Origin of the sequence: Streptomyces sp. NRRL WC-3626, from assembly GCF_000718785.1 — a bacterium.
Classification (GTDB): domain Bacteria; phylum Actinomycetota; class Actinomycetes; order Streptomycetales; family Streptomycetaceae; genus Streptomyces; species Streptomyces edwardsiae.
Genome location: NZ_JOCA01000002.1, coordinates 94046 through 116574 on the forward strand (window position 1 = coordinate 94046; position 22529 = coordinate 116574).

At 72.3% G+C, this 22529-nt stretch carries 21 protein-coding genes and 1 pseudogene; 9 read left to right on the forward strand and 13 right to left on the reverse strand.

The annotated features are described in order from the left end of the window. Positions 1-67 precede the first annotated feature (67 nt). Positions 68-538 (reverse strand): universal stress protein, encoded by a 471-nt coding sequence (locus IF28_RS0103095; RefSeq protein WP_030213473.1) that lies wholly within the window; start codon positions 536-538, stop codon positions 68-70. Between the two features lie 203 nt (positions 539-741). Here IF28_RS0103095 and IF28_RS0103100 point away from each other — a divergent pair, with 203 nt between their 5' ends. Further along, the gene (locus tag IF28_RS0103100) at positions 742-1080 is read left to right on the forward strand and encodes a cupin domain-containing protein (RefSeq protein ID WP_030213477.1); all 339 of its coding nucleotides are present in this window, start codon (positions 742-744) and stop codon (positions 1078-1080) included. Positions 1081-1145: 65 nt separating this feature from the next. Then, positions 1146-1622, forward strand: a complete 477-nt coding sequence (locus IF28_RS0103105) for a DUF488 family protein (RefSeq protein WP_078620861.1) — start codon at positions 1146-1148, stop codon at positions 1620-1622. A gap of 82 nt (positions 1623-1704) precedes the next feature. On the opposite strand, the gene IF28_RS0103110 is transcribed toward IF28_RS0103105, so the two are convergent. Beyond that, positions 1705-4473 carry a cation-translocating P-type ATPase gene (locus IF28_RS0103110; RefSeq protein WP_051713602.1) on the reverse strand — a complete coding sequence of 923 codons (2769 nt, stop codon included), beginning with the start codon at positions 4471-4473 and terminating at the stop codon, positions 1705-1707. A 299-nt stretch (positions 4474-4772) separates the two neighbouring features. On the opposite strand from IF28_RS0103110, the gene IF28_RS0103115 reads away from it, so the two are divergent. After that, entirely contained in the window at positions 4773-5660 is an 888-nt protein-coding gene (locus IF28_RS0103115) for a universal stress protein (protein WP_030213484.1), read from the forward strand. Between the two features lie 216 nt (positions 5661-5876). Here the strand turns inward: IF28_RS0103115 and IF28_RS0103120 are convergent, their stop codons facing one another. Further along, positions 5877-6518, reverse strand: coding sequence for a carbonic anhydrase (locus tag IF28_RS0103120; protein ID WP_030213487.1), 642 nt, complete (start codon positions 6516-6518; stop codon positions 5877-5879). A gap of 394 nt (positions 6519-6912) precedes the next feature. Continuing rightward, positions 6913-7128 carry an STAS domain-containing protein gene (locus IF28_RS38460; RefSeq protein WP_106981978.1) on the reverse strand — a complete coding sequence of 72 codons (216 nt, stop codon included), beginning with the start codon at positions 7126-7128 and terminating at the stop codon, positions 6913-6915. Between the two features lie 423 nt (positions 7129-7551). Here IF28_RS38460 and IF28_RS0103130 point away from each other — a divergent pair. The 3 genes and pseudogenes from IF28_RS0103130 to hisF all read left to right on the forward strand — a co-directional run. Then, a pseudogene (locus tag IF28_RS0103130) lies at positions 7552-7866 on the forward strand (GFA family protein); the annotation flags it as partial. Between the two features lie 186 nt (positions 7867-8052). Next, positions 8053-8697, forward strand: a complete 645-nt coding sequence (gene hisH / locus IF28_RS0103135) for an imidazole glycerol phosphate synthase subunit HisH (protein ID WP_051713603.1) — start codon at positions 8053-8055, stop codon at positions 8695-8697. Then, positions 8685-9500 (forward strand): imidazole glycerol phosphate synthase subunit HisF, encoded by an 816-nt coding sequence (gene hisF, locus IF28_RS0103140; protein WP_030213495.1) that lies wholly within the window; start codon positions 8685-8687, stop codon positions 9498-9500. Before hisH ends, hisF begins: the two co-directional genes overlap by 13 nt. 214 nt (positions 9501-9714) lie before the next feature. Here hisF and IF28_RS40335 read toward each other — a convergent pair whose 3' ends face one another. Further along, positions 9715-10167: a class I SAM-dependent methyltransferase gene (locus tag IF28_RS40335; RefSeq protein WP_420713772.1), complete on the reverse strand. Its 453-nt coding sequence runs from the start codon at positions 10165-10167 to the stop codon at positions 9715-9717. Between IF28_RS40335 and IF28_RS39700 the strand changes: the two genes are divergently transcribed. Beyond that, positions 10057-10410, forward strand: a complete 354-nt coding sequence (locus tag IF28_RS39700) for a hypothetical protein (RefSeq protein WP_234324851.1) — start codon at positions 10057-10059, stop codon at positions 10408-10410. The two genes, IF28_RS40335 and IF28_RS39700, sit on opposite strands and share 111 nt — an antisense overlap. Here IF28_RS39700 and IF28_RS0103155 read toward each other — a convergent pair. Genes IF28_RS0103155 through IF28_RS36895 form a run of 7 tightly spaced genes read right to left on the reverse strand, consistent with a single transcriptional unit; the run spans position 10377 to position 19553 of the window. Next, a complete protein-coding gene (locus IF28_RS0103155) occupies positions 10377-11171 on the reverse strand; it encodes a HisA/HisF-related TIM barrel protein (protein WP_030213501.1) in 795 nt (264 codons plus the stop codon). The genes IF28_RS39700 and IF28_RS0103155 overlap by 34 nt on opposite strands. Before the next feature lie 16 nt (positions 11172-11187). Further along, positions 11188-12507 (reverse strand): phosphoribosyltransferase, encoded by a 1320-nt coding sequence (locus IF28_RS0103160; protein ID WP_030213502.1) that lies wholly within the window; start codon positions 12505-12507, stop codon positions 11188-11190. Further along, the gene (locus IF28_RS36885; protein ID WP_051713604.1) at positions 12504-13292 is read right to left on the reverse strand and encodes an HAD family hydrolase; all 789 of its coding nucleotides are present in this window, start codon (positions 13290-13292) and stop codon (positions 12504-12506) included. The genes IF28_RS0103160 and IF28_RS36885 overlap by 4 nt, the downstream gene beginning before the upstream one ends. Then, entirely contained in the window at positions 13289-16261 is a 2973-nt protein-coding gene (locus tag IF28_RS36890; RefSeq protein WP_030213504.1) for a methyltransferase domain-containing protein, read from the reverse strand. Before IF28_RS36890 ends, IF28_RS36885 begins: the two co-directional genes overlap by 4 nt. Next, positions 16170-16898 carry a phosphoribosyltransferase family protein gene (locus tag IF28_RS0103175; RefSeq protein WP_030213507.1) on the reverse strand — a complete coding sequence of 243 codons (729 nt, stop codon included), beginning with the start codon at positions 16896-16898 and terminating at the stop codon, positions 16170-16172. The genes IF28_RS36890 and IF28_RS0103175 overlap by 92 nt, the downstream gene beginning before the upstream one ends. Further along, positions 16891-18348, reverse strand: a complete 1458-nt coding sequence (locus IF28_RS0103180; protein ID WP_030213509.1) for a hypothetical protein — start codon at positions 18346-18348, stop codon at positions 16891-16893. Before IF28_RS0103180 ends, IF28_RS0103175 begins: the two co-directional genes overlap by 8 nt. Continuing rightward, complete coding sequence (locus IF28_RS36895) at positions 18345-19553, reverse strand: DegT/DnrJ/EryC1/StrS family aminotransferase (RefSeq protein WP_051713605.1); 1209 nt, start codon at positions 19551-19553, stop codon at positions 18345-18347. Before IF28_RS36895 ends, IF28_RS0103180 begins: the two co-directional genes overlap by 4 nt. A gap of 252 nt (positions 19554-19805) precedes the next feature. Here IF28_RS36895 and IF28_RS0103190 point away from each other — a divergent pair, with 252 nt between their 5' ends. Together IF28_RS0103190 and IF28_RS0103195 are read left to right on the forward strand one after the other, a co-directional pair. Continuing rightward, the gene (locus IF28_RS0103190; protein ID WP_030213515.1) at positions 19806-21245 is read left to right on the forward strand and encodes a hypothetical protein; all 1440 of its coding nucleotides are present in this window, start codon (positions 19806-19808) and stop codon (positions 21243-21245) included. Beyond that, the gene (locus IF28_RS0103195; protein WP_051713606.1) at positions 21242-21760 is read left to right on the forward strand and encodes a GNAT family N-acetyltransferase; all 519 of its coding nucleotides are present in this window, start codon (positions 21242-21244) and stop codon (positions 21758-21760) included. Before IF28_RS0103190 ends, IF28_RS0103195 begins: the two co-directional genes overlap by 4 nt. Here IF28_RS0103195 and IF28_RS0103200 read toward each other — a convergent pair. Continuing rightward, the gene (locus IF28_RS0103200) at positions 21752-22513 is read right to left on the reverse strand and encodes a PIG-L deacetylase family protein (RefSeq protein ID WP_030213522.1); all 762 of its coding nucleotides are present in this window, start codon (positions 22511-22513) and stop codon (positions 21752-21754) included. The genes IF28_RS0103195 and IF28_RS0103200 overlap by 9 nt on opposite strands. Between the last annotated feature and the right edge of the window lie 16 nt (positions 22514-22529).

A 22529-nucleotide genomic window follows, 5' to 3' on the forward strand; every position in this document is an offset into this window, starting at 1 on the left:
GATGGCCAAGCCCGTCCCGACCCCCACTTGCGCCAAGGGCGGGCCCTCACCCACAGCGGGCCCCGCCTCACTCGGCCTGTGTACCGGCGTCCGACACCTCGACGGTCCCACGAACGATGACGACCGGACACGTGGCGTGCATCGCACACTGCTGACTCACGGAGCCCAGCAGCGTTCGACGGAATCCGCCCATGCCCCGGCTGCCCACCACGAGGGCCTTGGCCCCTTCCGCCTCACTGAGCAGCACCTCGACGGGATTGCCCTTGACCAGACGCTTTCGCACCTGGGCGGCGCCCGACTCGCCGAGAACCTGGTGCACCTGGTTGACGAGGCCCTGCTCCGCGATCGTCCGGTCGAACGTGGGATCCACCGCGGGCGCGGACCACCCGTACGCCCAGGGCAGCTCCCAGGCAGCCACTGCCACCACATCACCGCCGACCAGCTCGGCATACTGGACCGCCCACCGCAGCGCGGCATGCGACGAAGGCGAGCCGTCGACACCCACCACGACGTTCACGGCCGAGTCCCGTCCACCCATGAAATTCACCCCTTCTGCTCTCACACACATCCACACTGTGTCAAATATGGGTAATACGCCATACGATCGCGGCCGACAGGAACACCCCACCGATCCGTCGAGTGGGTAGGAGCCGGTGCCCGTCGACGAGTCCAGCCATGCGGGACTATTCGAACGGCGCACCAGCGGATGGATGCCGCCCCACATACCTGGAGACCGCACACATGCAGAAGATCTCCCTAGACGCACAGGCTCGCGAGCAACTGGAACGCGCCGCCTCCACCTCCAGCGGGCGCAGCGCCACCACCGTCTACGGCGGCCATGAGCACACACTGCGCCAGACCGTCCTCGCCCTGACCGCCGGAACGTCGCTGGCCGAGCACGAGAACCCCGGAGAGGCAACCCTGCTCGTGTTGCGCGGACGCGTGCGGCTCACCAGTGGCGAGACCACCTGGGAGGGGCGCAGCGGCGACCTGATCGTCATCCCTCCGGCACGCCACGCCCTCCAGGCGATCGACGACGCAGCGGTGCTCCTCACCGTCGCCAAACCGGCTGACGTGTGAACCGCACAGACCAGAACCGCGGACAGCTGCTCACCTTCGGGCACAGCACCGCCACCAGAGAACAGATGGCCGCCCTCCTCGACGGCGCCGAAGTGCTGGCCGTGGTCGACGTCCGCACCGCTCCGGGAAGCCGCCACAACCCGGACACGAACCGAGACGCTCTGGAGCAGTGGATGCCGCGCCAGGGGATCGCCTACCGGTGGGAACCCCGACTCGGGGGCTTCCGCAGGACCGCGCCGGACTCACCCGACACGTTCTGGCAGAACGCCTCCTTCCGCGGATACGCCGGTTACACCCGGGACCCGCAGTTCGTGGCGGCAATGGACGAGCTGCTCATGCAGGCCGCGGCCGAACGCACCACGGTCATGTGCGCGGAGGCGGTGTGGTGGCGCTGCCACCGGCGGATCATCGCCGACTTCGCGGTACTCGCCCGCGGAACCCCGGTGCTGCACTTGTCCCATGACGGGCGGCTGACCGAACACCGGCCGACGGTTGGTGCCCGGCTGCGTGAGGACGGCCTCCTGGTGTATGACCAGCACTGAAGGGTGATACGTGGCGCCGCATCCGGTGACCGTATCGGTGCCCGCCGTTGGCCGATGGTCAAGCGGTTCATAGGACCCGAACTCACTGTGTTCTGCTGGGCTGCGGCTGCATGGTCCGTGCGCGCGTGCGGCGGCGGGTACGAGACCGCAGCACAGTCTTGACCAGCTCGCCGACCCACAGGATGGTCGAGCCGACGGCTGCGCACACGAGCCACTGGCTGGAGGTCAGGTTGGTCGTGGTAAAGAAGCCGTGCAGGGCGTCCATCTCGACCATGAGAACCAGCAGCACGATCACGGCAGCACCGGCGACGAACATCGAGGGGTTCTCCAGCGTCCGCCTGCTGAACACGCTGTGTGTGTCGTGCCGGACGTTGAGCAGGTTGTAGACCTGGAAGAAGACGAAGGTGACGAAGGCCATGGTGCCCGCGACGGTGGCCTGCCCCGGTTCCGCCTCCGGCCCTGGCCCCCAGGTCAGCACCGCGAGGGTGCCTGCCGCCATCACCGCGCTGGCCAGCAGGATCCGGGCAAGCCGCTTTCTGCTGAGGATGGGTTCGCCGGTCGGGCGTGGGGGTTTGCTCATCGCATCCGGGCTGACGGGGTCGACTCCGAGGGACATCGCCGGCGGGCCGTCCATCACCAGGTTGACGAACAGGATCTGCAGTGCCGTGAACGGTGCGCCCCCTGCCAGGCCGGTCAGTGAGCTGACCAGGAACGTGGCCACAAAGCCCAGTGCCGTCGAGACCTGGAAGCGGACGAACTTCACGATGTTGTCGTAGATGCCCCGTCCCTCGCGGACGGCGGCCACGATGGTCGCGAAGTTGTCGTCGGTCAGGACCATCGTCGAGGCTTCCTTGGTCACCTCCGTCCCGGTGACGCCCATCGCCACTCCGATGTCGGCCCTGCGCAGCGCGGGTGCGTCGTTGACTCCGTCGCCGGTCATGGCCACCACATCTCCACGGGCCTGCAGCGCCCGTACGATCCGGATCTTGTGCTCCGGCGACACCCGGGCGACCACCCCCACCTCGTCGAGCCGGCCGGGCAGGGCGTCGTCGTCGATCTGGTCCAGTTCTGCGCCGGTGATGGCCCGCCCCGGGATCCCGAGTTCACCGGCGATGGCCCCGGCGGTCATCGCGTGGTCACCGGTGATCATCCGGACCCGGATCCCGGCGTTGCGGCACTCGCCGATCGCCGCGCGCGCCTCCGTGCGCGGTGGGTCGACAATGCCGACCAGGGCCAGCAGCACCAGCCGGTCAAGCAGCTCCTTCGGGTCGGCGGGAGCCTGGAAGTCCTCGGCCGGGAAGTCTTCGGCCCCCAGGGCCAGCACCCGCATGCTCTGTCCGGCCAGGGCGCTGTTGGCCTGGCCGTAGCGCTGCCGGGCTTCCTCGTCGAACGGCAGGATCGTCTCGCCGCCGAGGTAGCGGTCCGCACGGTCGGCCAGCACATCCGGGGCACCCTTGACGAAACACCGGATCACCTCACGGCCGGTGTCATCGGTCCAGTCGTGAAAGGTCGCCATGAACTTGTAAGCGGAGTCAAAAGGGATCTCCACTCGCCGGGGCCGCTCCTGGCGCAGCCGGGCCACATCGATGCCGGCCTTCTCAGCCAGCACCACCAGCGCGCCCTCAGTCGGGTCCCCCACCACCTGCCCGTCCCGGATGACGGCATCGGAGCACAGGGCCATCGCGGTCACCGCATCGTCCATGGTGGCCGGCACCGGCGAGCCGTCGGTGGTGCGGATACGGCCGTCGAAGGAGTAGCCCTGCCCCGAGACCGTGAACCGGCGGCCGGCCAGCAGCAACTCCCGCGCCGTCATCTGATTCAAGGTCAGCGTGCCGGTCTTGTCGGTGCAGATCTGCGAGGTACTGCCCAGAGTCTCCACCGACGCCAGCCGTTTGACGATCGCGCCTCGCTTGGCCATCCGGCCGGTCCCCATGGCCAGCGTGAAGGCCACGACGGCCGGCAGTCCTTCAGGGATGGCCGCGACCGCCAAGGACACGGCACTGACGAACAGGTCACCGAAATCCTGCCCGCGCACCAGCCCCAGGACGAAGACAGCGACGATGACCACCCCGGACACCCAGGCCAGGGTGCGGCTCAGGGCGTCGATCTGCCGTCGCAGCGGTGTCGGTCCCGGCTGGGCCTTGTGGAGCATGTCGGCGATGCGGCCGGTCTCGCCGGCCATACCGGTGTCGGTGACCAGCACCTCCCCGCGACCGCGGGTGACCGCCGTGTTCATGTACACCGCGGTCACCCGGTCTGCCAGCGGCGCCTCGGCCCCGACGGTGGCATCCGCCGACTTCGCCACCGCCAGGGCCTCACCCGTCAGGACAGATTCCTGCACTTCCAGCGAGCTCGACGCAAACAGCCGGCCGTCGGCGGGCACCCGGTCGCCGGCCGCCAGGACCACCACGTCCCCGGGCACCAGTTCCTCGGCGTCCAGCCGTGCCAGTCGGCCGTCACGACGGACGGTGGCGGTCGTCACGGTCATCTGCCGCAGGGCATCCAGCGCCGCCTCGGCACGAGACTCCTGCACAAACCCGATCGTCGCGTTGAGCAACACCACGACGACAATCGCCACCGGCGTCTCCCACTCCCGGGACACCACCAGGCTGACCGCCGCTGCAACCAGCAGGATGACGATCAGCAAGTCCTGAAACTGCCGTAGGAACGCCCGCCATCCGGGCTCTGCCGGAGCCTGCTCGAGCCGGTTCGGCCCATATTCCGCAAGCCGCCGGGCCGCCTCAGCCGACGACAGCCCCGAGGCAGGATCCACATCGAGCCCGGCGGCCACTTCACCGGCAGACAGAGCGTGCCAGGAGGGCGGCAGTCCCGCGCTCGTCGAAGGAGGCATGCCCTCATTGTTTCCGCGACCGAGCGCTGACGCAGTGTGGCGCAGCGTTGCGGGACCACGCTCCTACGCCGAGCCGCTGGCCGTGGAAACCCGACGACTCCATCCGCCTGAAGCCGGCCGCCCCGATCGCAACGTGCCATCCGAACGGTTCGACGGTCCGGTGCGGAGCTGCTACTACCGGTGATCGGTGGGCAGCCTCCCCTCCCGGGTGGCGGACCAGCCCATGCGATGGCCTCTTGATCGTTTGGCAGCAGGAAGGCGTCGGAGTGAACCTGGAAGGTAGGGAAGCGGGAGGTGTGATGAGCGGTCTGGTTGTTGTGGGCGTGGACGGTTCGGCCTCGGGCTTGGCCGCAGTAGCGGCAGCGGCGCGGGAGGCAGGGTGGCGCGCCGCAGACTTGCGGCTGGTGCATGCGTTCATCTGGCCCGCGATGCACGTGCAACTGGGCCCGTCGCCGCTGGGCCCTCCTGAGGGTGGCTTGCGCAACATGGTGGAACGCCTGCTGACCGAGGCGGAGGAGCGCGCCAGGTCGGTGGCACCGGAGGTGGATATCTCCCGCGCTGTGGTGCCAGGGGAACCGCTGACGGTCCTGCAGGCGCAATCGCGTGCCGCGGACCTCGTGGTTGTCGGGTCGCGTGGTATGGGGAGCTTCGTCGGGCTGATGGTGGGATCGACGGCGGTGCATCTCGCAACTCATGGCCGGTGCCCGGTTCTCGTCGTCCGCGAACAGGGCGAGGTCACAGGGCCGATCGTGGTGGGGGTCGACGGGTCCTCGGCTGGTGCCGGAGCGATTGCTTTCGCCTTCACCGAGGCGGCACTACGCGGGGTCGGCATCGTTGCTCTGCACGCCTGGACCACCTGGAACGCACCGATGCCAGCGCCGCAGGACGAGGCGGCGCCGTACGCGAACGAGCCGGAAGCGCTGGCCGCGCGGGAGGAACGTCTACTGTCCGAGGCGCTCGCCGGCTACCAGGAGACGTACCCGAGCGTGAGCGTGAAGCACGAGGTTGTCCACGGCGGGACGCGGGAGGCGCTGATCGAGGCGAGCCGCACCGCCCAACTGCTGGTGGTCGGGGCGCGCGGACGCGGCGGTTTTGCCGGCCTGATGCTCGGATCGGTGAGCCAGGCCATGCTGCATCATGCACACTGCCCAGTGGCGGTCGTGCGCAGCCCCGACAACAGCCTCTGACCAGCGCCAAGACCTCTCGGCGCGGACGGAACTGCGGCGCGGCATCGCTGAGCGCCGGACAGACCCCAAAGGCGGTATGGCGGTAATACAGGACGTACTTGAGGCCCACTTCGTCCCCGCGACGAAGGTCGGGTCCTCAAAGTGCTCGAAGAACAGCACCCGGGATGAAGGCACCATCCGCCTGCCGCGCATCACGCTGAGCAGCCACGATGGCGGTCAGGACGCAGTAGCGACCGGCGCATCAAGGCCGCGGGCCGCAACCAGCTGCGCACTGCCATCAGCCAGCCGATAGCACAGGCCCACCACGGCGGCCTGGCCGGCGGCCACCTTCTGGGCGAGGACCCGGGAGCGGTCCAGCAGCAGGTCGACAGTGTGCCTTATATGCTCGGCGAGGATCTCCTCCGGCTCGACCCGTCCGGCGGCCCGCGCCGCCAGCACACTGGGTGTCACCCGCTCGACCACGTCCCGGACGTACCCGGCCGGCGCCATACCGTCCTCCAGCGCGGCGCACGCCGCACCCACGGCGCCACACGAGTCGTGACCGAGCACCACCACCAGCGGGCAGCCCAGCACGTCCACGCCGTACTCGATGCTGCCCAGCACCTCCGCACCCACGACGTGCCCCGCGGTGCGCACCACGAATAGGTCGCCCAAACCGCGATCGAAGATGATCTCGGCGGCCAGCCGGGAGTCGGAACACCCGAACAGCACGGCGAAGGGCTGCTGACCCGGCGCGATCTCGGCACGGCGAGTGGCGTCCTGGTTCGGGTGCTCGGGGGCGCCCGTGACGAAGCGCTGGTTACCGGCCAGCAGCAGCTCGAAGGCTTCGGAGGTCGTCGGAGTCTGGATCTCGCTCATGACCGCAGCCTACGAGCCGACACCAGCCGTCGCACCGACTGGCCCGCCGGAACTGTCCGGGCCTGGCCGCGCCGACGGCCTGGCCATCACCCCCAGGTGCCGGGCCAGAGCGGCCTCGATGCTAAACCGCAGAGCGCGCCGCAGCTGCCCCTCCCCGTATGGCGAGCCGACGGCGCGCGCTTGAAGCCGGGCCCGGCCACCGTGGACCACCACTGTCCGCTCGTCCTCCACGCCCGCACAACGAGCGAGGCGCCGCTCGCGCTGTCGGCCGAACGAGGGTTCGCCAGGCGGTCCTGGGGCTCAGCCGCCGAAGAACGCTTCTGCATCGGTGACGGTGTCAAAGACCCGCACGACGCGATCCGCTCCGGTCATCTCAAGGACCCGCCGCAACGGATTAGGCACAGAGGCCAGCACCACCACCGTGCCGACTTCGGCCGCCAGCGCAGAACGACACCCCGGACATCTCCAGCACGATGAAGCGATTGCCCTGGGCGATCAGCTCCTTGAACCGTGCACGGAACGCCGGATCGGTCAGGTAGTCCATTTCGCCGCTGACCCTCGCCACCACACAGCGGCCAGAGGCGGTGATCTCGACCGATGGACCAGCCACAACGTTCTCCCAACCGTCTCAGCAGCAGACAGCGCGGCGGAGTTCTTGTCCGGAGCCTATCGATCCACCAGCAGAATCACGGACAAACCGTATGACTAGCAGGCCACGTACACGGGCGCCGTCCCGCTGCGAACCAACAGCCGCAGTACCGCCAGGACCACGGAGTCACCTCACTGCACGGACGAGGTCGGCGTCGCGGTGGCCGGGGCCAGGTTTTTTCGCCGTTCCCAAGGCGCCGGGCACCCCTCGCAAGACCGCAGCATCCCGGCGCGAAGCAGGCTCGCGCGGACGGACCGAACCTATGACCGCCCGAAGTCACAGCCAGCCAGGCCCTTTCGGCGGCCACGCGCATCGTCCCACAGCAGCCTCCGGGGAACGCGAAAGCTCTGAACACATCAACTTGACAGGGAAACATGCAGTTGTCCGCACTGCCAGAAGCTCGGCGGCGGCCCGATGATGTGGTGGGCCGGCTTCGCCCCCGCGGATATCAGCTGGACCAACGGGATCGAGCCGACCTGGTTCGAGACGTTCGAGGGCCAGGCCCAGCGCGGCTTCTGCCCCAACTGCGGAAGCCGTCTCGCGGCGATCGACAGCGACATCCCGGAGATTGGCATCGTCGTTCCGGCCCTGGACGACACCACCGGTGACGATCTCGTCCCCGTCAACCAGTCCTTCCGCGACAGCTCCGTGCGCTGGCTGCCCCAGGTGCCGGACATCCAGAGCAGCTCCGTCAGCTGAAGCGCAGGCGATCCTGGGGCGGCTTGGGGAAGAGGGCAGTTCTTTGCCCTGACTCGCAGAGCCGGGGCGGAACAAGCCGCATCGGCCAGTGGCCGCCGATAGACTCACAGTGACCCTTGCCGCTATGTGACGGCGGCCAGCTACTTCAACCGGGGCGCCTTCGGCGGCCCTTAGATTGAGGCGTTCATGCAGGACGACCGACCCGTGGTCGGCGTGATCGACTACCGCACCGGAAACAGCCAGAGCGTGGTCCACGCGCTGAACTTCCTCGGTGTGCCGAACCGTCTGCTCACCTCGCCCGCGCAACTCGATGGCATCGACCGGATCATCCTTCCTGGTGTTGGATCAGCCGGGACCACGATGACCTACCTGTCCGAGGCCGGATGGCCCGAGGCGCTTCACGCCCGGGTTATCGAAGGCCGCACCCCGTTCCTGGGCATCTGCGTGGGCCTGCAGGTCCTCTTCGAGAGCAGTGAGGAACAGGACGCGACATGCCTGGGCTGGCTGCCCGGGACTGTACGGGCCTTCAACGGCGCCGACGTGCGGGTGCCGCAGATGGGCTGGAACCAGGTACACCGCACCTCGACGCATCCCTTCCTGGCCGGTCTGCCGGAAGCGGGGCATTTCTACTTCGTGAACAGCTACTACGCCGACCCCGCGGACGCCGGGGACGTCGCGGCCACTACGGAGTACGGCTTGCCGTTCACCTCTGCCGTCGCGCGTGGCAACATCATGGCCACGCAGTTCCACACCGAGAAGTCCGGCCCGCTGGGGCTGGATCTCCTCGAGCGGTTCGCCAAGACCCCGCAGGAGGAGCTGTGCCCGGCCTGAACGTCGCGACGGGGCTGACCACCCGGCTGATCGCCTGCTTCGACATCATCGACGGTCGGGTCACCAAGGCCCGCCGCTTCGAGGACAACATCGACGTCGGCGACGCCGCCGAGGTCGCCGCGTCGGTGTACGCGGACGGCATTGACGAGATCATCTTCTACGACATCCTCGCCAGCGCGCAGCGCCGCCAGGCTGACCTGTCCACGATCCGCAAGGTCGCCGAGACGGTGTTCGTGCCGCTGACGGTGGGCGGCGGGGTCCGGTCGCTGGAGGACATGCACGCGGTGCTGGCCGCCGGCGCGGAGAAGATCAGTCTGGACTCGATGGCGGTGCGCAATCCCTCGATCATCACCGAGGGGTCGGCCGAGTTCGGCCGCCAGTGCATCGTGCAGTCCATGCAGGTCAAGCGCGTCCCGGTCACGGGCGAGATTCCCAGCGGGTACGAGGTGTTCATCGACGGTGCCAGGCAGGCCACCGGCATGGACGCCATCGTGTGGGCGCGCCGGGGCGAGGAACTCGGCGCGGGGGAGATCTGCGTCAACTCCATCGACCAGGACGGCACGCACGAGGGCTACGACCTGGAGATCACCCGCCAGATCGCCGAGGCGGTCAACCTGCCGGTGATCGCCTCCGGCGGCGCCGGTTCCGCCGAGCACGCGGCGGCGGCCTTCACCGAAGCGGGCGCGTCGGCGGCGATCGTCAGCTCGCTGTTGTACTCGCCGCGTATGGAGCGCACCGTCCCGGTCGGGGAGATCAAGGCCGAGCTCGCCAAGCGGTACGGACTCCCGGTCCGCCTGGTCTGAGCACGCTCCCTCCCGGAAACGAAGCCGGGCCCGACCGCGTTCAGCGGCCGGGCCCGGTCTTGTTTTCCGGCGCCGCACGGCCGTCCCGGGCGTACGGCGGGTCAGGGGCGGTGTGCGGTGACCAGGTGGCGGCTGCTGTCGGCCGTGAGGGGGCGGGCGTCGTAGCCGCCGAACTGCTCGTCGACGACGAAGCCGGCCGAGTGCAGCAGCTCGGTCAGCTCGGTGGGGGTGTAGAGGCGGACCGAGCTGTGGCTGGTGTCGGTGGTGCCGTCGGCGTAGGCGGTGGTGGTGTGCCGGTTGAGTCTGCGCGTGACGGGGCCCCAGGTGACCTGCTGGGTGGTTTCGGCGTGATCGCCGCGGACGGTGCGGGTTCCCATGCCGGTGGTGTCGGGGTGCGGGGTGAAGTGGTCCATGGCCATGCGGCCGCCGGGGCGCAGGACACGGAAGGCTTCACGGAGAACGCCGAGGTCCTCGTCGGTGGTGTCGAGGAAGCCTTGAACAGGAGCAGCACGCTGTCGGCGCAGCCGTCGTCCAGGGGAAGGTTGCGGACGTCGGCGTGCAGCAGGTTGAGCCGCTCGCCGTCCGCCGCGGCGGTGGCGGCGGCGTGGTCGAGGAGCTCCTGGGACAGGTCGACGCCGGTGGTGTGGGTGTAGCCGCGGCGGGTCAGCTCGGCCGTGTGCCGGGCGAAGGCGCAGCACAGGTCGAGGATCGTGTGATGGGTCTGCAGGGCGAGGCGGGCGGTGAGGAAGGCGACGTCGCGTCGGGTGGTGGCGCCGTCGTGGCTGCCGTAGCGCTCCAGGTAGCCGGTGCCGCGGTAGTTGCTGATCCACCACGGGTCACCGTCGGGCGTCCGGGCGGGCGCGGGGGCGGGCTGGGTCATGTCCGGTTCTCCGTGGGCGGGGTTCGGTGAAGGCGGCCTTCGGCGTCAGGCAGGCCGCGGGGAGCGGTGAGGTAGGCGCGGCCGACGACGGTGCCCCAGCCGGTATGCCACAGGCGCGTCAGGTCGGCCCACCCGGACAGGCCGCCGGCGTACCACAGGGAGGCATGCGGGTGGCGGCCCGCGAGGCGGTCGAGGACCTGCCAGGGGGGCGGGGTGCGGTGGGTTGCCGCGCGGGCGTCGGTGATCAGGACGGGCTGGGTGCCGCCGGTGGCGTCGAGGAGGGCGTCCAGGGCGTCGGTGAGCGCCACGTTGGTGGTGCGGGTGAACCCGTCGGTGACGATCCGCCCGTCCACGGCGTCGAGGGACAGCATCAGGTGTCCGGCGTCCGCGAGGGTGGTGAAGTCCGGCCAGGCGTGCGGGTCGAGGCGTCCGTCGGGGAGCAGGCCGGTGGAGCCGAGCAGGACACCGGCGGCGCCCGCGTCCAGGAGGCGGCGGACGGCCGGGTCGCGCGGGGCCAGTCGGCCGCCGGCCCACAGCCGGCCGGGGTGGTGGCGCACGGCCGTCTCCAGCAGCGCGGTGCTGGTGCTGGTGCCGGTGGAGCGGTCGAGGTCGATGACAGCGGTGGGCACGTCGTCGTCGAGGAGGTCGGCGAGCAGCCGTCCCGGCGGCAGGCCGGGGAGGGAGGTGACCGTGCCGTGGCGGACGTCGACGTTCACCCGCCACGGGCCGCTCGGCCCGGCGTGAGCGGCAGCGGGCAGGGGGGTGGTCGCCGGGGTGGGGGTGGTGGGCATGTGGGCGCCTCCGGGTTCAGGCGGCGGCGAGCGCGGCCGGGCGGGGGCCGGGCGGTTCGTTCCAGGAGGCGGCGTGGGCGAGTTCGGCCCGCATGGCGGCCAGTTGGGCGGTGGTCCAGGTGCCGGTGCTCACTGCGAGGTCGAAGTTGGCGGCCATCTGCCGGTGCAGCGTGCCCGCCGTACGGTGGGCTCCGTCGCTCAGGTAGGCGCCGGTGTCACCGCGCAGCAGGTGTCCGGTCAGGCGGGTCTGGATGCTGTGGTGCAGGTTGGGGCGCAGGCTCGGCAGGTCGGCGGCGTCGGCGATGTCGTGCCGGCCGGAGCGGTGGTAGAGGGTCCAGGCGGATTCGACGCTGCGGGTGACGGCCCGACCGCCGAGTTGCTCGATCAGTTGGCGGCTGGCGCGCAGCGTGCTGCCGTAGCCCACGTTGTCGTCGATGACCAGCAGGGTGGTGTCGCGGGCCGCGGCGGTCAGGCGGTCGCGGTAGGCGCGGGGGGCTGTGGCGCGGTGGCGGACGGTGCCGCCGGCGCCGAGGTAGGCGACGTTGCCCTGGTCGTGGAACCCAAGGCGGACCAGGTGCACGTCGACCGGCCGGCCGAGCAGGGCGGGAAGGACGGTCCGGGCGGCCAGCGCGAGGGACAGCGACCCATACAGCGGGGCCAGGACGGCGGTGAGGTCGGGCCGGGGTGCCAGTACGTGCTCGGCGAGGAAGCGCAGCTCGTTGCCGATCTTGACCGGGTTGTCGAGCTCCCGGAAGGCCCGCCAGCCCGCCTCGTGGGCCTGCAGCAGTGCGAGGTCGCCGGGGTGCGGGGCAAACGGGCTGGCGGCGCGGTGGCCGTGCAGCGCGGCGGCGGTGGAGGTGGCGGTTTCCAGCAGGCGTTCCAGCGCGGCCGGGCGCGGATCGTCGGTGAGGCTGGGGCGGTCGGTGAGGCCGTGCCACAGGGTGTAGGCGCCGGCCGCGGCGAGGTTGTGGAGGTTGTCGAGCAGCGCGTGCCGCAGTGCTGGGGCCTGCCCCGGCGCCCGGTGGTCCAGGCGGCCGAGGGCTTCGCCCAGCGCCGCCCAGGACGGCAGCGCCGTACGGGGCTGGTAGTAGGCCGGGCCCCGGCTGAGCCGGATGGTGCGCGCGCCCGCCGCGGGCCGGGACCCGCCGGCGGCCGGGAGGAAGGTGTCCAGCAGGGCGGGGTCCAGGCCGGCGTTGGCCGCGAGGTGCAGCTCGGCGGCGGGAATGCGGACCAGGCCCAGCAGGTCGCAGGCGACGGCGCTCCCGGAGACGGGCGAGGCGGGGTGGGCCGTGTTCGCCCGGGGCGGGGGCGGGAGAGTGGTAGCCGTGGTGGTCACGTGGGCTCCGTTTCGCGGATCGGCCGGCGCGCGGCGTGGTCGCACAGCGCTCTCAGGCAGGAGGCGAGGCTGGTGAAGCGGGTGGTCGGCGGCGATCCGGGCGGGGGTTGCCCGGTGGGGGTGATCCAGACCGGGTGCAGTCCGGCGGCGCGGGCGCCGACGATGTCGGCGGTCCACTCGTCGCCGACGTACAGGCACTCCTCGGGCCGGACGGCCAGGTCCTCGCAGGCCCGGTGGAACGGTGCGGGATGCGGCTTGCGGTGGCCGTTGCCCAGCGCGCACACCACGGTCTCGAAGAACGGGTCGAGGCCGGCCTGTTCGAGCTTGGCGTGCTGCTGGTCGGCGTCGCCGTTGGTGACGACGCCGAGCTGGTAGACCGCCGCGAGGCGCCGGAAGGCGTCGACGGTGGCGGGGACGGTGCGGATCGCGCGCATCTGCCGGTGGGCGAAGTCGTCGACGTGGGTGGCCAGTTGCCGCTCGTCCAGTTCGATCCCGGCTTCGCGCAGGGCGGTTTCCCAGACGTGGCGGCGGGCGGCGGTGTGCGAGCCGAGCGGGGCCAGGGCGCGGTCGTAGTCGCCCCACAGCCGGTCGGAGGTGTGCACGTAGGTGGAGGCGATGACGGCCGCGCTCACGCCGGGGTGGGCGCCGGCGAGGCGAGCGGCGACGGCGTCCAGGGCGTGCTGCCAGATCACGCGGGTGGGGGTCAGGGTGTTGTCGATGTCGAACAGGACGGTGGTGACCGCGGGCATCGGCGGCACGAGCGGCTGGTGGGGGGTGGGGGTCACTGGGCTGCTCCGTGGCCGGTCATCCGAGCGGCCAGCGCGAGGGCGGCCAGGCCCTCGGCGGTGGCGGGGGCGTTCTCGTCGCGGGTGAGGCGGAAGTACAAGTCCGGCATGAGCAGGCCGAAGATCCGGGCCCGGTCCAGGGGCAAGCCGTCGAACCGGTCCAGCAGCCAGGTCGTTTCGAGGAGCTGTCCCCCCAACGGTTCGGCCAGCGGGCAGGTGACCTCCAGGACGCCGCGGTGTTCGCGGACCGCGGCGCCGGCGAGCAGGCCAGTGTGCTTCAGGCAGGAGCCGGCCAGCTTGGCCAGTGTCTGGTCGAGGTCGTGCATGCCGGCGAACTCGGCGTCGATCACCCACCAGCGCGGCTCGGTCGGGTGGACGAGGACGTTGCCCAGGTGGAGGTCGCCGGTGGCGTGGACGAGCCAGCCGTCCGGGGCGGCCGGGGTGAGGGAGCGGCGCGCGAGGTGGATGAGGGAGCGGCAACTGAGGTGGGTCGGTGCGCCGTTGAGGTGAAGGGTGTGGTCGGCCCAGGGCCGCAGCCGGTGGGCGAGGTCCTCCACCCAGCCGGAAAGCACCGCGGGGGTCTGGAGCGAGTGGTCGACGTCGTCCTCCCGGCGGGGGGTCAGCGTCGCGGTGGCGCCGTGGACCAGCCGGGCGGCCACCTCGCCCAGGACCGTCAGGAATCGCCCCGGGTCGGTGGCGGCCAGGTCCCGCAGGGGGACGCCGTCCACGGCCTGGGAGACCAGCGTCGCGTCCTCGCCGCGGTAGTGCAGCGCGGTGGCAGGCACGGGCAGATGCCGGGCGAGGGCCTGCAGACCGGTGTGTTCCCGTTCGGCGAAGGCCCGGCCGCGACCGGGCTTGACCACGACCGTGCCCGCGGTCGTGCGGGCGGCGAACACCGGCGTGCTGCTCGGCCGCAGCTGGGCCAGCGCCCCGTCGGGGGAGGCGTAGGCGGGCGTGGGGGCGTGGCAGTCCTCCGGGATCTCCCAGTACGGGGCGGGGACCTCGTCGCGGACGCGGTCGACGGCGGCTGCGATCTCGTCGGTCAGCGGCAGCGGAGCGGGACGCTCGGCCAGCAGCGCGGCGTCCAGCAGCCCGGCGTCCAGCACCGTCCAGCGCGCCTGCTCGTCCTCGCCCGCGTACAGCAGACGGATCCGGCCGGCTCTCTCGGGCAGCAGCGTGGGGTAGAAGGCGTAGCGGGAGTCCGGGCTGCCGGGGCCGCCGCGGTGCAGGACGGCGCCCAGCGGCCGCCAGGTCAGGCCGTCGCGGGAGTGCGCGGCGGACAGGGATCGGGAGGTACCGGCGCCGTAGACCATCAGCAGGCCCCCGTCCGGGGCGGGGGCGACGGCGGGGCAGTCGGCGGCGTACGCGTCCGGGGCTCCGGCCGGGCCGGTGGTGACGACGACGCCGTGACGCTGCCAGGTGAGGCCGTCGGTGGAGGTGGCCAGGTGGATGCGCCGGTGGTGGCCGTCGCGTCCGGCGTACCACATCCACCAGGCGCCGCCGCGGTGCAGCAGGGTCGGCAGCAGCACGTGCTCGCCGTCGGTCGCCCCGTCTTCGGCGGCGGGGGCGAGGGCAAGGTGGGGGGCGGCCCAGGTGGTTCCGCCGTCGCGGCTGACGGTGCGGTAGATCGACCAGGCCCCGCCGTCGGGCCGGGCGCTGAAGTAGGCGTGCAGCGCCTCCTGGTGGACGACCAGGCTCACGCCGGTGACGTCCTCACAGCCGTCCGGGACCGGCAGCGGCCGGGCACCGTCCAGGGACACCGGCCCGCAGGGCTCGGGCATGGCGGTGAGGACGATGCGGTTGCGTCCGCCGGTGTACCACGGCTCGGGGGCGCGGCCTGGCAGCTGCCGTGGGATGTAGGTACGGGCGTCGGCCGGGCCGGTGGTCACGGCCAGCAGGCGGCGGCCGCGGTGGCTGATGAGGGCCGGGGCGAAGGTGATGCGGCCGTCGGTGCCGGCCAGCACGCTCCGGTGGCGCCCGACGAGGTCCACCCGTCCCGCCGCCGGGCGACGCTTCGGGCGAGGGCGCGGCAGTCCGGCTGGTGCGGCGGACAGCAGGAAGTGATCGCCCGCCTCGAGGAGTTCGCTCACCTGGGTGGTCTCCCGCACTGCGCGGCTCAGCGCGGTGAACGCCGCTTGGTCGGCGGCGCACTGGTCGACGTAGGGGCGCATCCACGCCGCGACGCCCTCCAGCGAGTACCGGCCGGTGACCTCCAGTCCGGCCGCGGCCAGCAGGTCCTCGGCCTCGGTGAGGCGGTGGGTGCGGGTGGGCGGCATGTAGTCGTCGGCCGACACCGCAGGCAGCGGCTCGTAGCGGCCGTGGTCGAGGTATCCGCCGCCGGTCAGCGCGGTCATCTCCGTGAACCGGCCGCGCTTGAGCAGGTCCCGCAGGACCGAGGTGCGGGTCAGGAAGATCGCGTGGAGCTGGCCACCCGGCGCCAGCGCGGTCGCGGCCCGGCGCACCGCCTCAAGGGCATCCGCGTCGTCGAGCAGGTGGTAGAGCGGGCCGAACATCAGCACCGCGTCGAACTGGCCCGGCGGCGGCGTCAGGTGCTGCGCCGGGCCGTGCTGCGTGCCCAGCAGGTGCCCTTCCAGACCGGCCTGGCGGAAGCGGGCGCGGGCGCTATTTAGGCTGTTCGCGGACAGGTCGGACAGGGCGACCATGTGCCCGTGGCGGGCCAGCTGAAGGGCGTGGACGCCCGGGCCCGAGCCGATGTCGAGGATGCGGCTTCCCGGGCGCAGCCCGGCCAGGACCTGCTGGTGGATGACCTCCGTCTCCAGCCGGTGGTAGGGGCCGGAGCGGGTGCGCTGCCACTCCCGCTCGGGGTCCGCGTCGTAGAACGCGGCAACCCGCTCGGCGCCGCTGACGATCGCGGGATCAGCCGCCGTCCGGCCCGCCGGGAAGGCGCCAGAGCGCGCCGTCGCGGTGGAGCCGGTCGCGGGCGGCGAGATGGTCGAGATGGGACTCAAGGAGGTCGGGGTCGATGTCATGGCCGAGGTCACGCAGCCTCTCGTCGAGCTGGGCGGTGGTCAGGGGGCCGGCGGCCAGCAGGCACCCGGCGGTCTGGTCGGCGTCGCGCAGGACCCGCCAGGGCAGGACCAGTGCGGGCAGGTCGGACATGGACCAGGCGGTGAAGTGCGGTGCCGGGTCTGCGGTGTCCGAGGCCGCCAGGCACGCCAACTGCGGTTCGTACGGGGCGAGGTGGTCGAGGAAGAATCGGGCGGTGCGGCCGGAGTCGACGACCTCGTCCACCACGATCAGCGGCTGCCCCGGCGGGGGAGTACCGGGGGCAAAGAGCCCGTCGGCCGCGGCGAGCAGCTCCAGGCCGTCGGTGCGCTCGCTGCGGCGCCGGGCGGCGGCGGCCAGCACCGTCGAGGCGGGCAGGAGGTCGGCCAGGGACTGGGCGGTGATCCACCCGCCCTGCAAGATGCCCACCAGCGTCACCGCACCGGGGTGGGCGCGGCGGATCTGCCCCGCGACGTCGGCGGCCATCTGCTGGTAGGCCAGCCAGGACACCATGCGGGCCCGGCGGCCGGCCGGCGCGGTGAACACCAGTTCCTCTACCGGCACTTCGGCCGAGATGCGCGGGCTCGGGCGGTCAGGCATTGCGGACCTCCGGGGCGTAGCGGTCCCACAGCAGTGCCATCAGCCGGTCCGAGCCGCCCGCCACCCGCGCGAACGCCTCCTCCCACGAGCCTTCCTCCGGACCCCCGTCGGCGCCGAGGGGCGGGGTGGGTGTCTTGCGGCGCGCCCACAGGCTCGGCGCGGGCGGCAGCGTCCCGCCCACGGCGCGCACGGCGGTCTCGAGGTCGGCCAGGTGCTCGCCGACGCCGCGGCCGAGCGCGGTGATCTCCTCGGGGTGGTTGAAGGGCGTGCCCACGTCCAGCGTGAGCGGCACCAGGTACACCGCGGCCGGGACGCCGGTCAGGGCCCGGCGCAGTCCGGCGTGGGTGCGGCCGGTGAACACGCTGTCGTCCAGATGCACCACCACGTGCCCGCCGGCCTTCAGGCGCCCGGTGCGCCACGCGGTGCCCGAGACCCGGGCCATCTCCTCCTCGTGGACCGAACCGCGGGCGAGCGCGAGGCGGACCCGGCCGCGCTGGCCGGCCGGCAGCATCCCGGCGAGCACCGGGCCCGCGGCCATCGCGCCGAACGCCTCGCTGACCAGCAGCACCGGCGCATCCGGGTGCGCCGCGGCCAGCGCCGGCCAGCGGGTGTGGGCGACCGCGGCGATCTGCCACAGCACGTCGCCCTCGCGCACGGCGCGCACCGCGTCCGCCGCGACCTCCGGCCCCTGAAGCGCCCGCGCCAGCTCGCTCAGGACCTCCGGGATCCGGGCATCGGAGCTCAACGCGGCGGCCCGCTCCGCCCAGGTGGCCCGATCGCACGGACCGGCCGGGCAACCCTGCGGCTGCCACCGGTTCCAGGCTGCCTCGGCCAGCAGCACGCCGAGCCCCTGAAGGACCTCGTCCAGCACCCCGGCCGCCTTGTCGTGGCCGAGGACCGCGGCGCTCCACCGCGCGGTGCACACGTCCTGTACCGCCGATTCCAGGAACGCCAGCCACGCCAGCCACGCGTACCACCCAGCCGGTTCCCGCGCCGCGGGCTCCGCCAGCGGGCGGGCGAACTCCGCGTACCGGGGCCACCGCTGCTGGACGGCGGCGAACCTCCGGCCCGGCGCCGGAGCGCGGCCGGGCAGGTACATCTGCGCGTCGGCCGCGTAGTAGCCGAAGCCCCGCAGATACACCCAGCCCCCGCGCACCACCCGGTCGTCGAAGAACACGCGTGCCGCTGCCGGAAGTTGGTCCTCCCAGGCGACCGGAAGGCGGAACCCGCCGCCGTCCGCCAGATGGTGCGCCGCCGCGACACCCGGCGGCGGGCTGATCGCGTCGCCGGCCCGGAGCGCCGCCGTCCAGCAGCGCTCCAGCTCCCGGCGCTGCTCGGCCATCTCCCGCGACCAGCCGAACAGCCGCCGTCGCGCCGGAAGTGCCAGGCCCGCCCGGCCGGGCTCGGCGGGGACGGTGGGGACGGCGGGGACGGCGGCCCAGGCGGTCATGCCGCCACCGGCCGGGCCAGGGACTGCGACGCCTCGGCGTAGGCGGCGGCGTAGGCGTCGATCGTCTCCTCGGTGTCCTGGTCGGTGACGCTCACGCTGATCCGGCCCGCGTTGTAGGCGCTCTCGCCGGGGAAGGGCCCGCACCGCCGCGGCCGCCAGGTGCTGGCCGCCGCGTGCAGCGGGACCGGACGCGTGAACAGCGGCATGCCGGACAGCGAGCCGACCGACGGGTAGTGCGCCGGAACCCCGGCGTCCTGCAGCCGCCGCAGGTAGGCGTCGACGTCCACCCCCGGCTTCAGCTCGCCGGGCTGGATCTGCGGCCGGTAGGAGAACCAGCCCCCCATACCGGCGCCGGGCCGCACCACCGGCGGCCGCACCCCCGCCAGGCCCTCAAGGCCCCGGCTCAGCCGCTCCAGCAGCGCGCGGCGGGCCGCCAGGCGTTCCACCAGGTCCTCGGCGTTGGCCAGGCCCACCACTGCGGCCAGCGGATGCATCCGCATCTTCAGCCCCAGCCCGGTCTCCCCGAACGCCGCCAGCTCCGGGTCCTTCAGCAGAAGGGCGCGGCCGCGGTAGTGGCCGGCCAGCAGCGCCCGCTCGCGCCACTGCGGGCGCGCGGCGCTGAACAGGCCGCCCTCACCGGCGGGCCAGGACTTCCTGTCCTGCATGCTGCCGACGCAGATGTCGCCGAACGTCCCCACCCGCTGCCCGTGCAGCGTCGACAGGTAGGCGTGGCTGATGTCCTCGATCAGGTGCAGATCCCGTTCGCGGCAGATCCGGGTGATCTCCTCCATCGCGGCGGGATGCCCCAGGTAGTGCGTCACCGTCACGCACCGGGTCAGCGGGGTGATCGCCGCCTCCAGCGCCGCGGGACACAGGTTCCCGGTGTCCGCCTCGACGTCGATGAGTACCGCGTTGAGACCGGCGTGCAGCGCCGGGCTCAGCGAGGCGTGGAACGTGGTGACCGGTCCGATCACCTCCGAGCCAGGCGGCATGTCCAGCGCGAGGTAGGCCGCGTGCAGCCCGGCGGTGCCCGAGGAGAACGACAGCGGATCCGGCAGGCCCAGGACCTTCTCGATCCGCTGCTCCAGCTCCCCGATCACGCCGGAGCCGTCCGCCACCGACAGCGCCCCTCCCGCGCGAACGTAGTCCGCGAGCGCCGCCGCGATCCGCTCGCGCTGCGGACCCGGCTCGAAACGGTGCGGCATGGCGTCCTCCAACTCCCGCGCACCGGCCGCCGGTAGGCGGACGTACGCGTCGTGACAGGTGGCGGCGACGGCCCAGATGGTGGCCGGCCAAGCCGTCGGCGCGGTCGGCCGGCGGCGGGCTCACCAGCACACAGCGCCCGAAGAGGCTGCGGCAGGGGGGACCGGAGAGAACGTTGAGAATTTCGCGGCGAGAGCGAGAAAAGCCGAGAATTCGCGCCCCACGCAGGAGATCTGACGTAGCGTCCGGGCGTGATGACCCTCCGCGACGCGACGTCGGCGGACGCCGGGTCGGCGTCCGCGCCCCCCTCGAACCAGGCCCTGGCCGCCGCCCTCCGGGCAGCCCGGTGGACACCCCGTGATCTCGTCCGGGCCCTCAACCCCCGCCTGGAAGCCGCCGGCCAGCCCACCTTGCACCTGACCGCCGGCCGGGCCTGGCTCAACGGCACCCGGCCCCGCTCCGCGACCGTGCGCCGGCTCGCGGCCACCGTCCTCACCGAGGCCACCGGCGAACCCTTCAACGCCGCGGACCTCTGGGGAGAGCCCGCTACGGGCGGCGCGACGGCCGAGAAGACCGCCACCGACGACCTCGTCGGCCGCCGCTCGGTCGCCGACGTCCTGGCTACCGCCACCGCATGGACCGCTACCGACCCGCAAGAGCAGGCCATCCTCCACCCGGCAGGCGACAGCCAACTCCTGAGCGCCGTCTGGGACGCCACCCGGCAGAGCCCGCTGCGCACCGCTGCACCGGGCACCCAGGAGCAGGTCCTGCCCGCGTTCGTCGACGTCCTCGAAGGCCACCTCGGCCGCCTGCGGCGCCTGGACGACACCGCCGGAGGCGGAGCCCTGTCCCAGCGGTACGTGCGCATCGAACTCGCCGGCGTCCTCGACCTGGTCCGCAGCAGCAGTTACACCACCGACGTCGGCACCCGTCTCCTGGCCACCGCCAGCGGCATGGCCCAGCTCAGCGGGTGGATGGCCTTCGACGCCGACCTCAACGCGGCGGCCCAGCGCTACCAGCTCCTCGCGATCCGTCTCGCCCGAGCCGCCGGGGACACCACCACGGTCGCCAACGTCTTAGGCATGCTGGCCTACCAGCACGCCGCGACCGGCAAGCCCGCCGCCGCCCTGCGCTACGCCGAAGCCGCCGTCGACCACACCGCCCGCAGTAGCCCTGTCGTCCGCGCCCGCGCCTGGGGCCGCATGGCCACCGCCCACGCCGCGGCCGGCGACATCAGCGCCTTCCGGGACGCCACGGACCGCTGTCGAACCCTCCTGGAACACCGCCGCGACGACGACCCGCCCTCCCTGTACTACTTCACCCCCGAACAGGTCTCCGCCGAGGCTGGCCACGCCCTCGTCGAACTCGCCGCCACCAACGCCGCCCACACCAGGCGTCTGCTCGCCGAGGCGACCACGCTCCTGTCTCCCCTCACCGACCACGGCCCCACCAGCGGATTCCCCCGCTCCGCCCTTCTGCACGGCATCCACCTCGCGCACGCCCACCTCCTCGCCCGCGACCCCGACGCCACCGCAGCCACCCTCCTGCAACTTGCCGACCGGGTACCCGATGTGCAGTCCATCCGCTGCCGCAACCTCCTTCGCCGGATCCGCCGTTCAGCAGGCGCCCGTATGCGCGCGCCGGACGGCGCCCGTGCGCTCACCGCTGTCGACAGGGCACTATCGGCTTCATGACCTTCGTGCCCACCGCCTCCGACGCCCCGGCCGCGATACGCCTGACGCCCTCCGTGACCGCCGCGCCCTACGATCACCCGGACGCCCGGCGCCTGACCCAGGCCCTCCGCGCCGAACAGCACACGTTGTACGGCTTCGCCGACGACCCGGACGCCACCCCCGAGGCGGACTTCGACCCGCCCGCCGGCCTGTTCCTCATTGCCCACGTCGGCGACGAGGCGGTCGGGTGCGGAGGCGTACGCCTCCTCGATGAGCACACTGCGGAGATCAAACGGATGTACGTCTCCGGTGAAGCTCGCGGCCACGGAATCGGCCGGTACCTCCTCCTACGTCTCGAAGGGCATGCTGCCAGCCGCGGCGCGACGCGGATCATGCTGGAGACCGGACGGCGCAACACCGCCGCTCTCGCTCTCTACCATCGGGCCGGTTACCTGCCCTGCCCCTCTTACGTCGCTGGACGCGACGCCCGAGTCAACCGGGCCATGACCAAGCTCCTCGGCAGCAGCTCACGGTGACTGCTGGAGGACCGCCCCGCCCGGCGCCGGCTTCCTGCCGAGGAGGGTGAAGTACTCCGTCGCGATGATCGACTCCCGCTCGGCTGCGGGAAGCCGGGAGAGGATTCCGGGAAGGGGCCGCTCCCGCGCGGCTTCGCTGCGGTGTGCCAAGATCGCGGCCAGCTTCCGGTCCGTGCAGTCGCTCACGTCGACCCTCTCGGTGACGTGTCCGTCCGGCACGCTGAGCACCTTCTTGCCGACCCGCGTCAACAGCGCACCCAGTTCGCCCACCCCCGAATGTGGATGCGTCGCGGCGTACAGCGCGTCGGGCTGCCACGGAGCCCCGGCCTGCGGGTAGAGGTGTTCCAGGCCCGCGGCGTGGAACGCCAGCAGCGCCGCCTGGTGGGTGCGGAGGTGGTCCGGGTGACCGGTCAGCTGGCCCAGAGCGTCGTGCGTGACCACGATGTCGGGGCGGAACGAGCGGATCTGCTGGACCAGGGCGGTGACCACCTCGTCGAGCGGTGCGTCGATGAGCCGGGGACGGCCGGGAGCCGCCTGCGGGTTGCGGGCATCGCCGTATCCGAGCATGCGGGGTGGACTCGCGCCCAGCGTCCGCAAGGCGTCGGCGAGTTCGGGAGCCCGCGGGCTGTCGGGCGCCCACGTCATGGTGACGACGGCGGTGCGCGCGTGCGCGGCGGCGTGCTGGGCGAAGACACCGCCGGCGAGGAGGCTCTCGTCGTCGGGGTGCGCGAACACGCCGAGCAGGGACGGCATCGTGGAGGACGCCGCC

What these genes read in the sequence shown, in the direction of transcription:
- IF28_RS0103095 (WP_030213473.1), bottom strand. Translation starts at nt 538, where the DNA reads ATGGGTGGACGGGACTCGGCCGTGAACGTCGTGGTGGGTGTCGACGGC.
- IF28_RS0103175 (WP_030213507.1), bottom strand. Translation starts at nt 16,898, where the DNA reads ATGCCTGACCGCCCGAGCCCGCGCATCTCGGCCGAAGTGCCGGTAGAG.
- IF28_RS0103190 (WP_030213515.1), top strand. Translation starts at nt 19,806, where the DNA reads ATGACCCTCCGCGACGCGACGTCGGCGGACGCCGGGTCGGCGTCCGCG.
- hisH (WP_051713603.1), top strand. Translation starts at nt 8,053, where the DNA reads ATGCAGGACGACCGACCCGTGGTCGGCGTGATCGACTACCGCACCGGA.
- IF28_RS0103115 (WP_030213484.1), top strand. Translation starts at nt 4,773, where the DNA reads ATGAGCGGTCTGGTTGTTGTGGGCGTGGACGGTTCGGCCTCGGGCTTG.
- IF28_RS36895 (WP_051713605.1), bottom strand. Translation starts at nt 19,553, where the DNA reads ATGCCGCACCGTTTCGAGCCGGGTCCGCAGCGCGAGCGGATCGCGGCG.
- IF28_RS0103110 (WP_051713602.1), bottom strand. Translation starts at nt 4,473, where the DNA reads ATGCCTCCTTCGACGAGCGCGGGACTGCCGCCCTCCTGGCACGCTCTG.
- IF28_RS0103200 (WP_030213522.1), bottom strand. Translation starts at nt 22,513, where the DNA reads ATGCCGTCCCTGCTCGGCGTGTTCGCGCACCCCGACGACGAGAGCCTC.
- IF28_RS0103180 (WP_030213509.1), bottom strand. Translation starts at nt 18,348, where the DNA reads ATGACCGCCTGGGCCGCCGTCCCCGCCGTCCCCACCGTCCCCGCCGAG.
- IF28_RS0103105 (WP_078620861.1), top strand. Translation starts at nt 1,146, where the DNA reads ATGGCCGCCCTCCTCGACGGCGCCGAAGTGCTGGCCGTGGTCGACGTC.
- IF28_RS0103155 (WP_030213501.1), bottom strand. Translation starts at nt 11,171, where the DNA reads ATGCCCACCACCCCCACCCCGGCGACCACCCCCCTGCCCGCTGCCGCT.
- IF28_RS0103120 (WP_030213487.1), bottom strand. Translation starts at nt 6,518, where the DNA reads ATGAGCGAGATCCAGACTCCGACGACCTCCGAAGCCTTCGAGCTGCTG.
- IF28_RS0103195 (WP_051713606.1), top strand. Translation starts at nt 21,242, where the DNA reads ATGACCTTCGTGCCCACCGCCTCCGACGCCCCGGCCGCGATACGCCTG.
- IF28_RS0103100 (WP_030213477.1), top strand. Translation starts at nt 742, where the DNA reads ATGCAGAAGATCTCCCTAGACGCACAGGCTCGCGAGCAACTGGAACGC.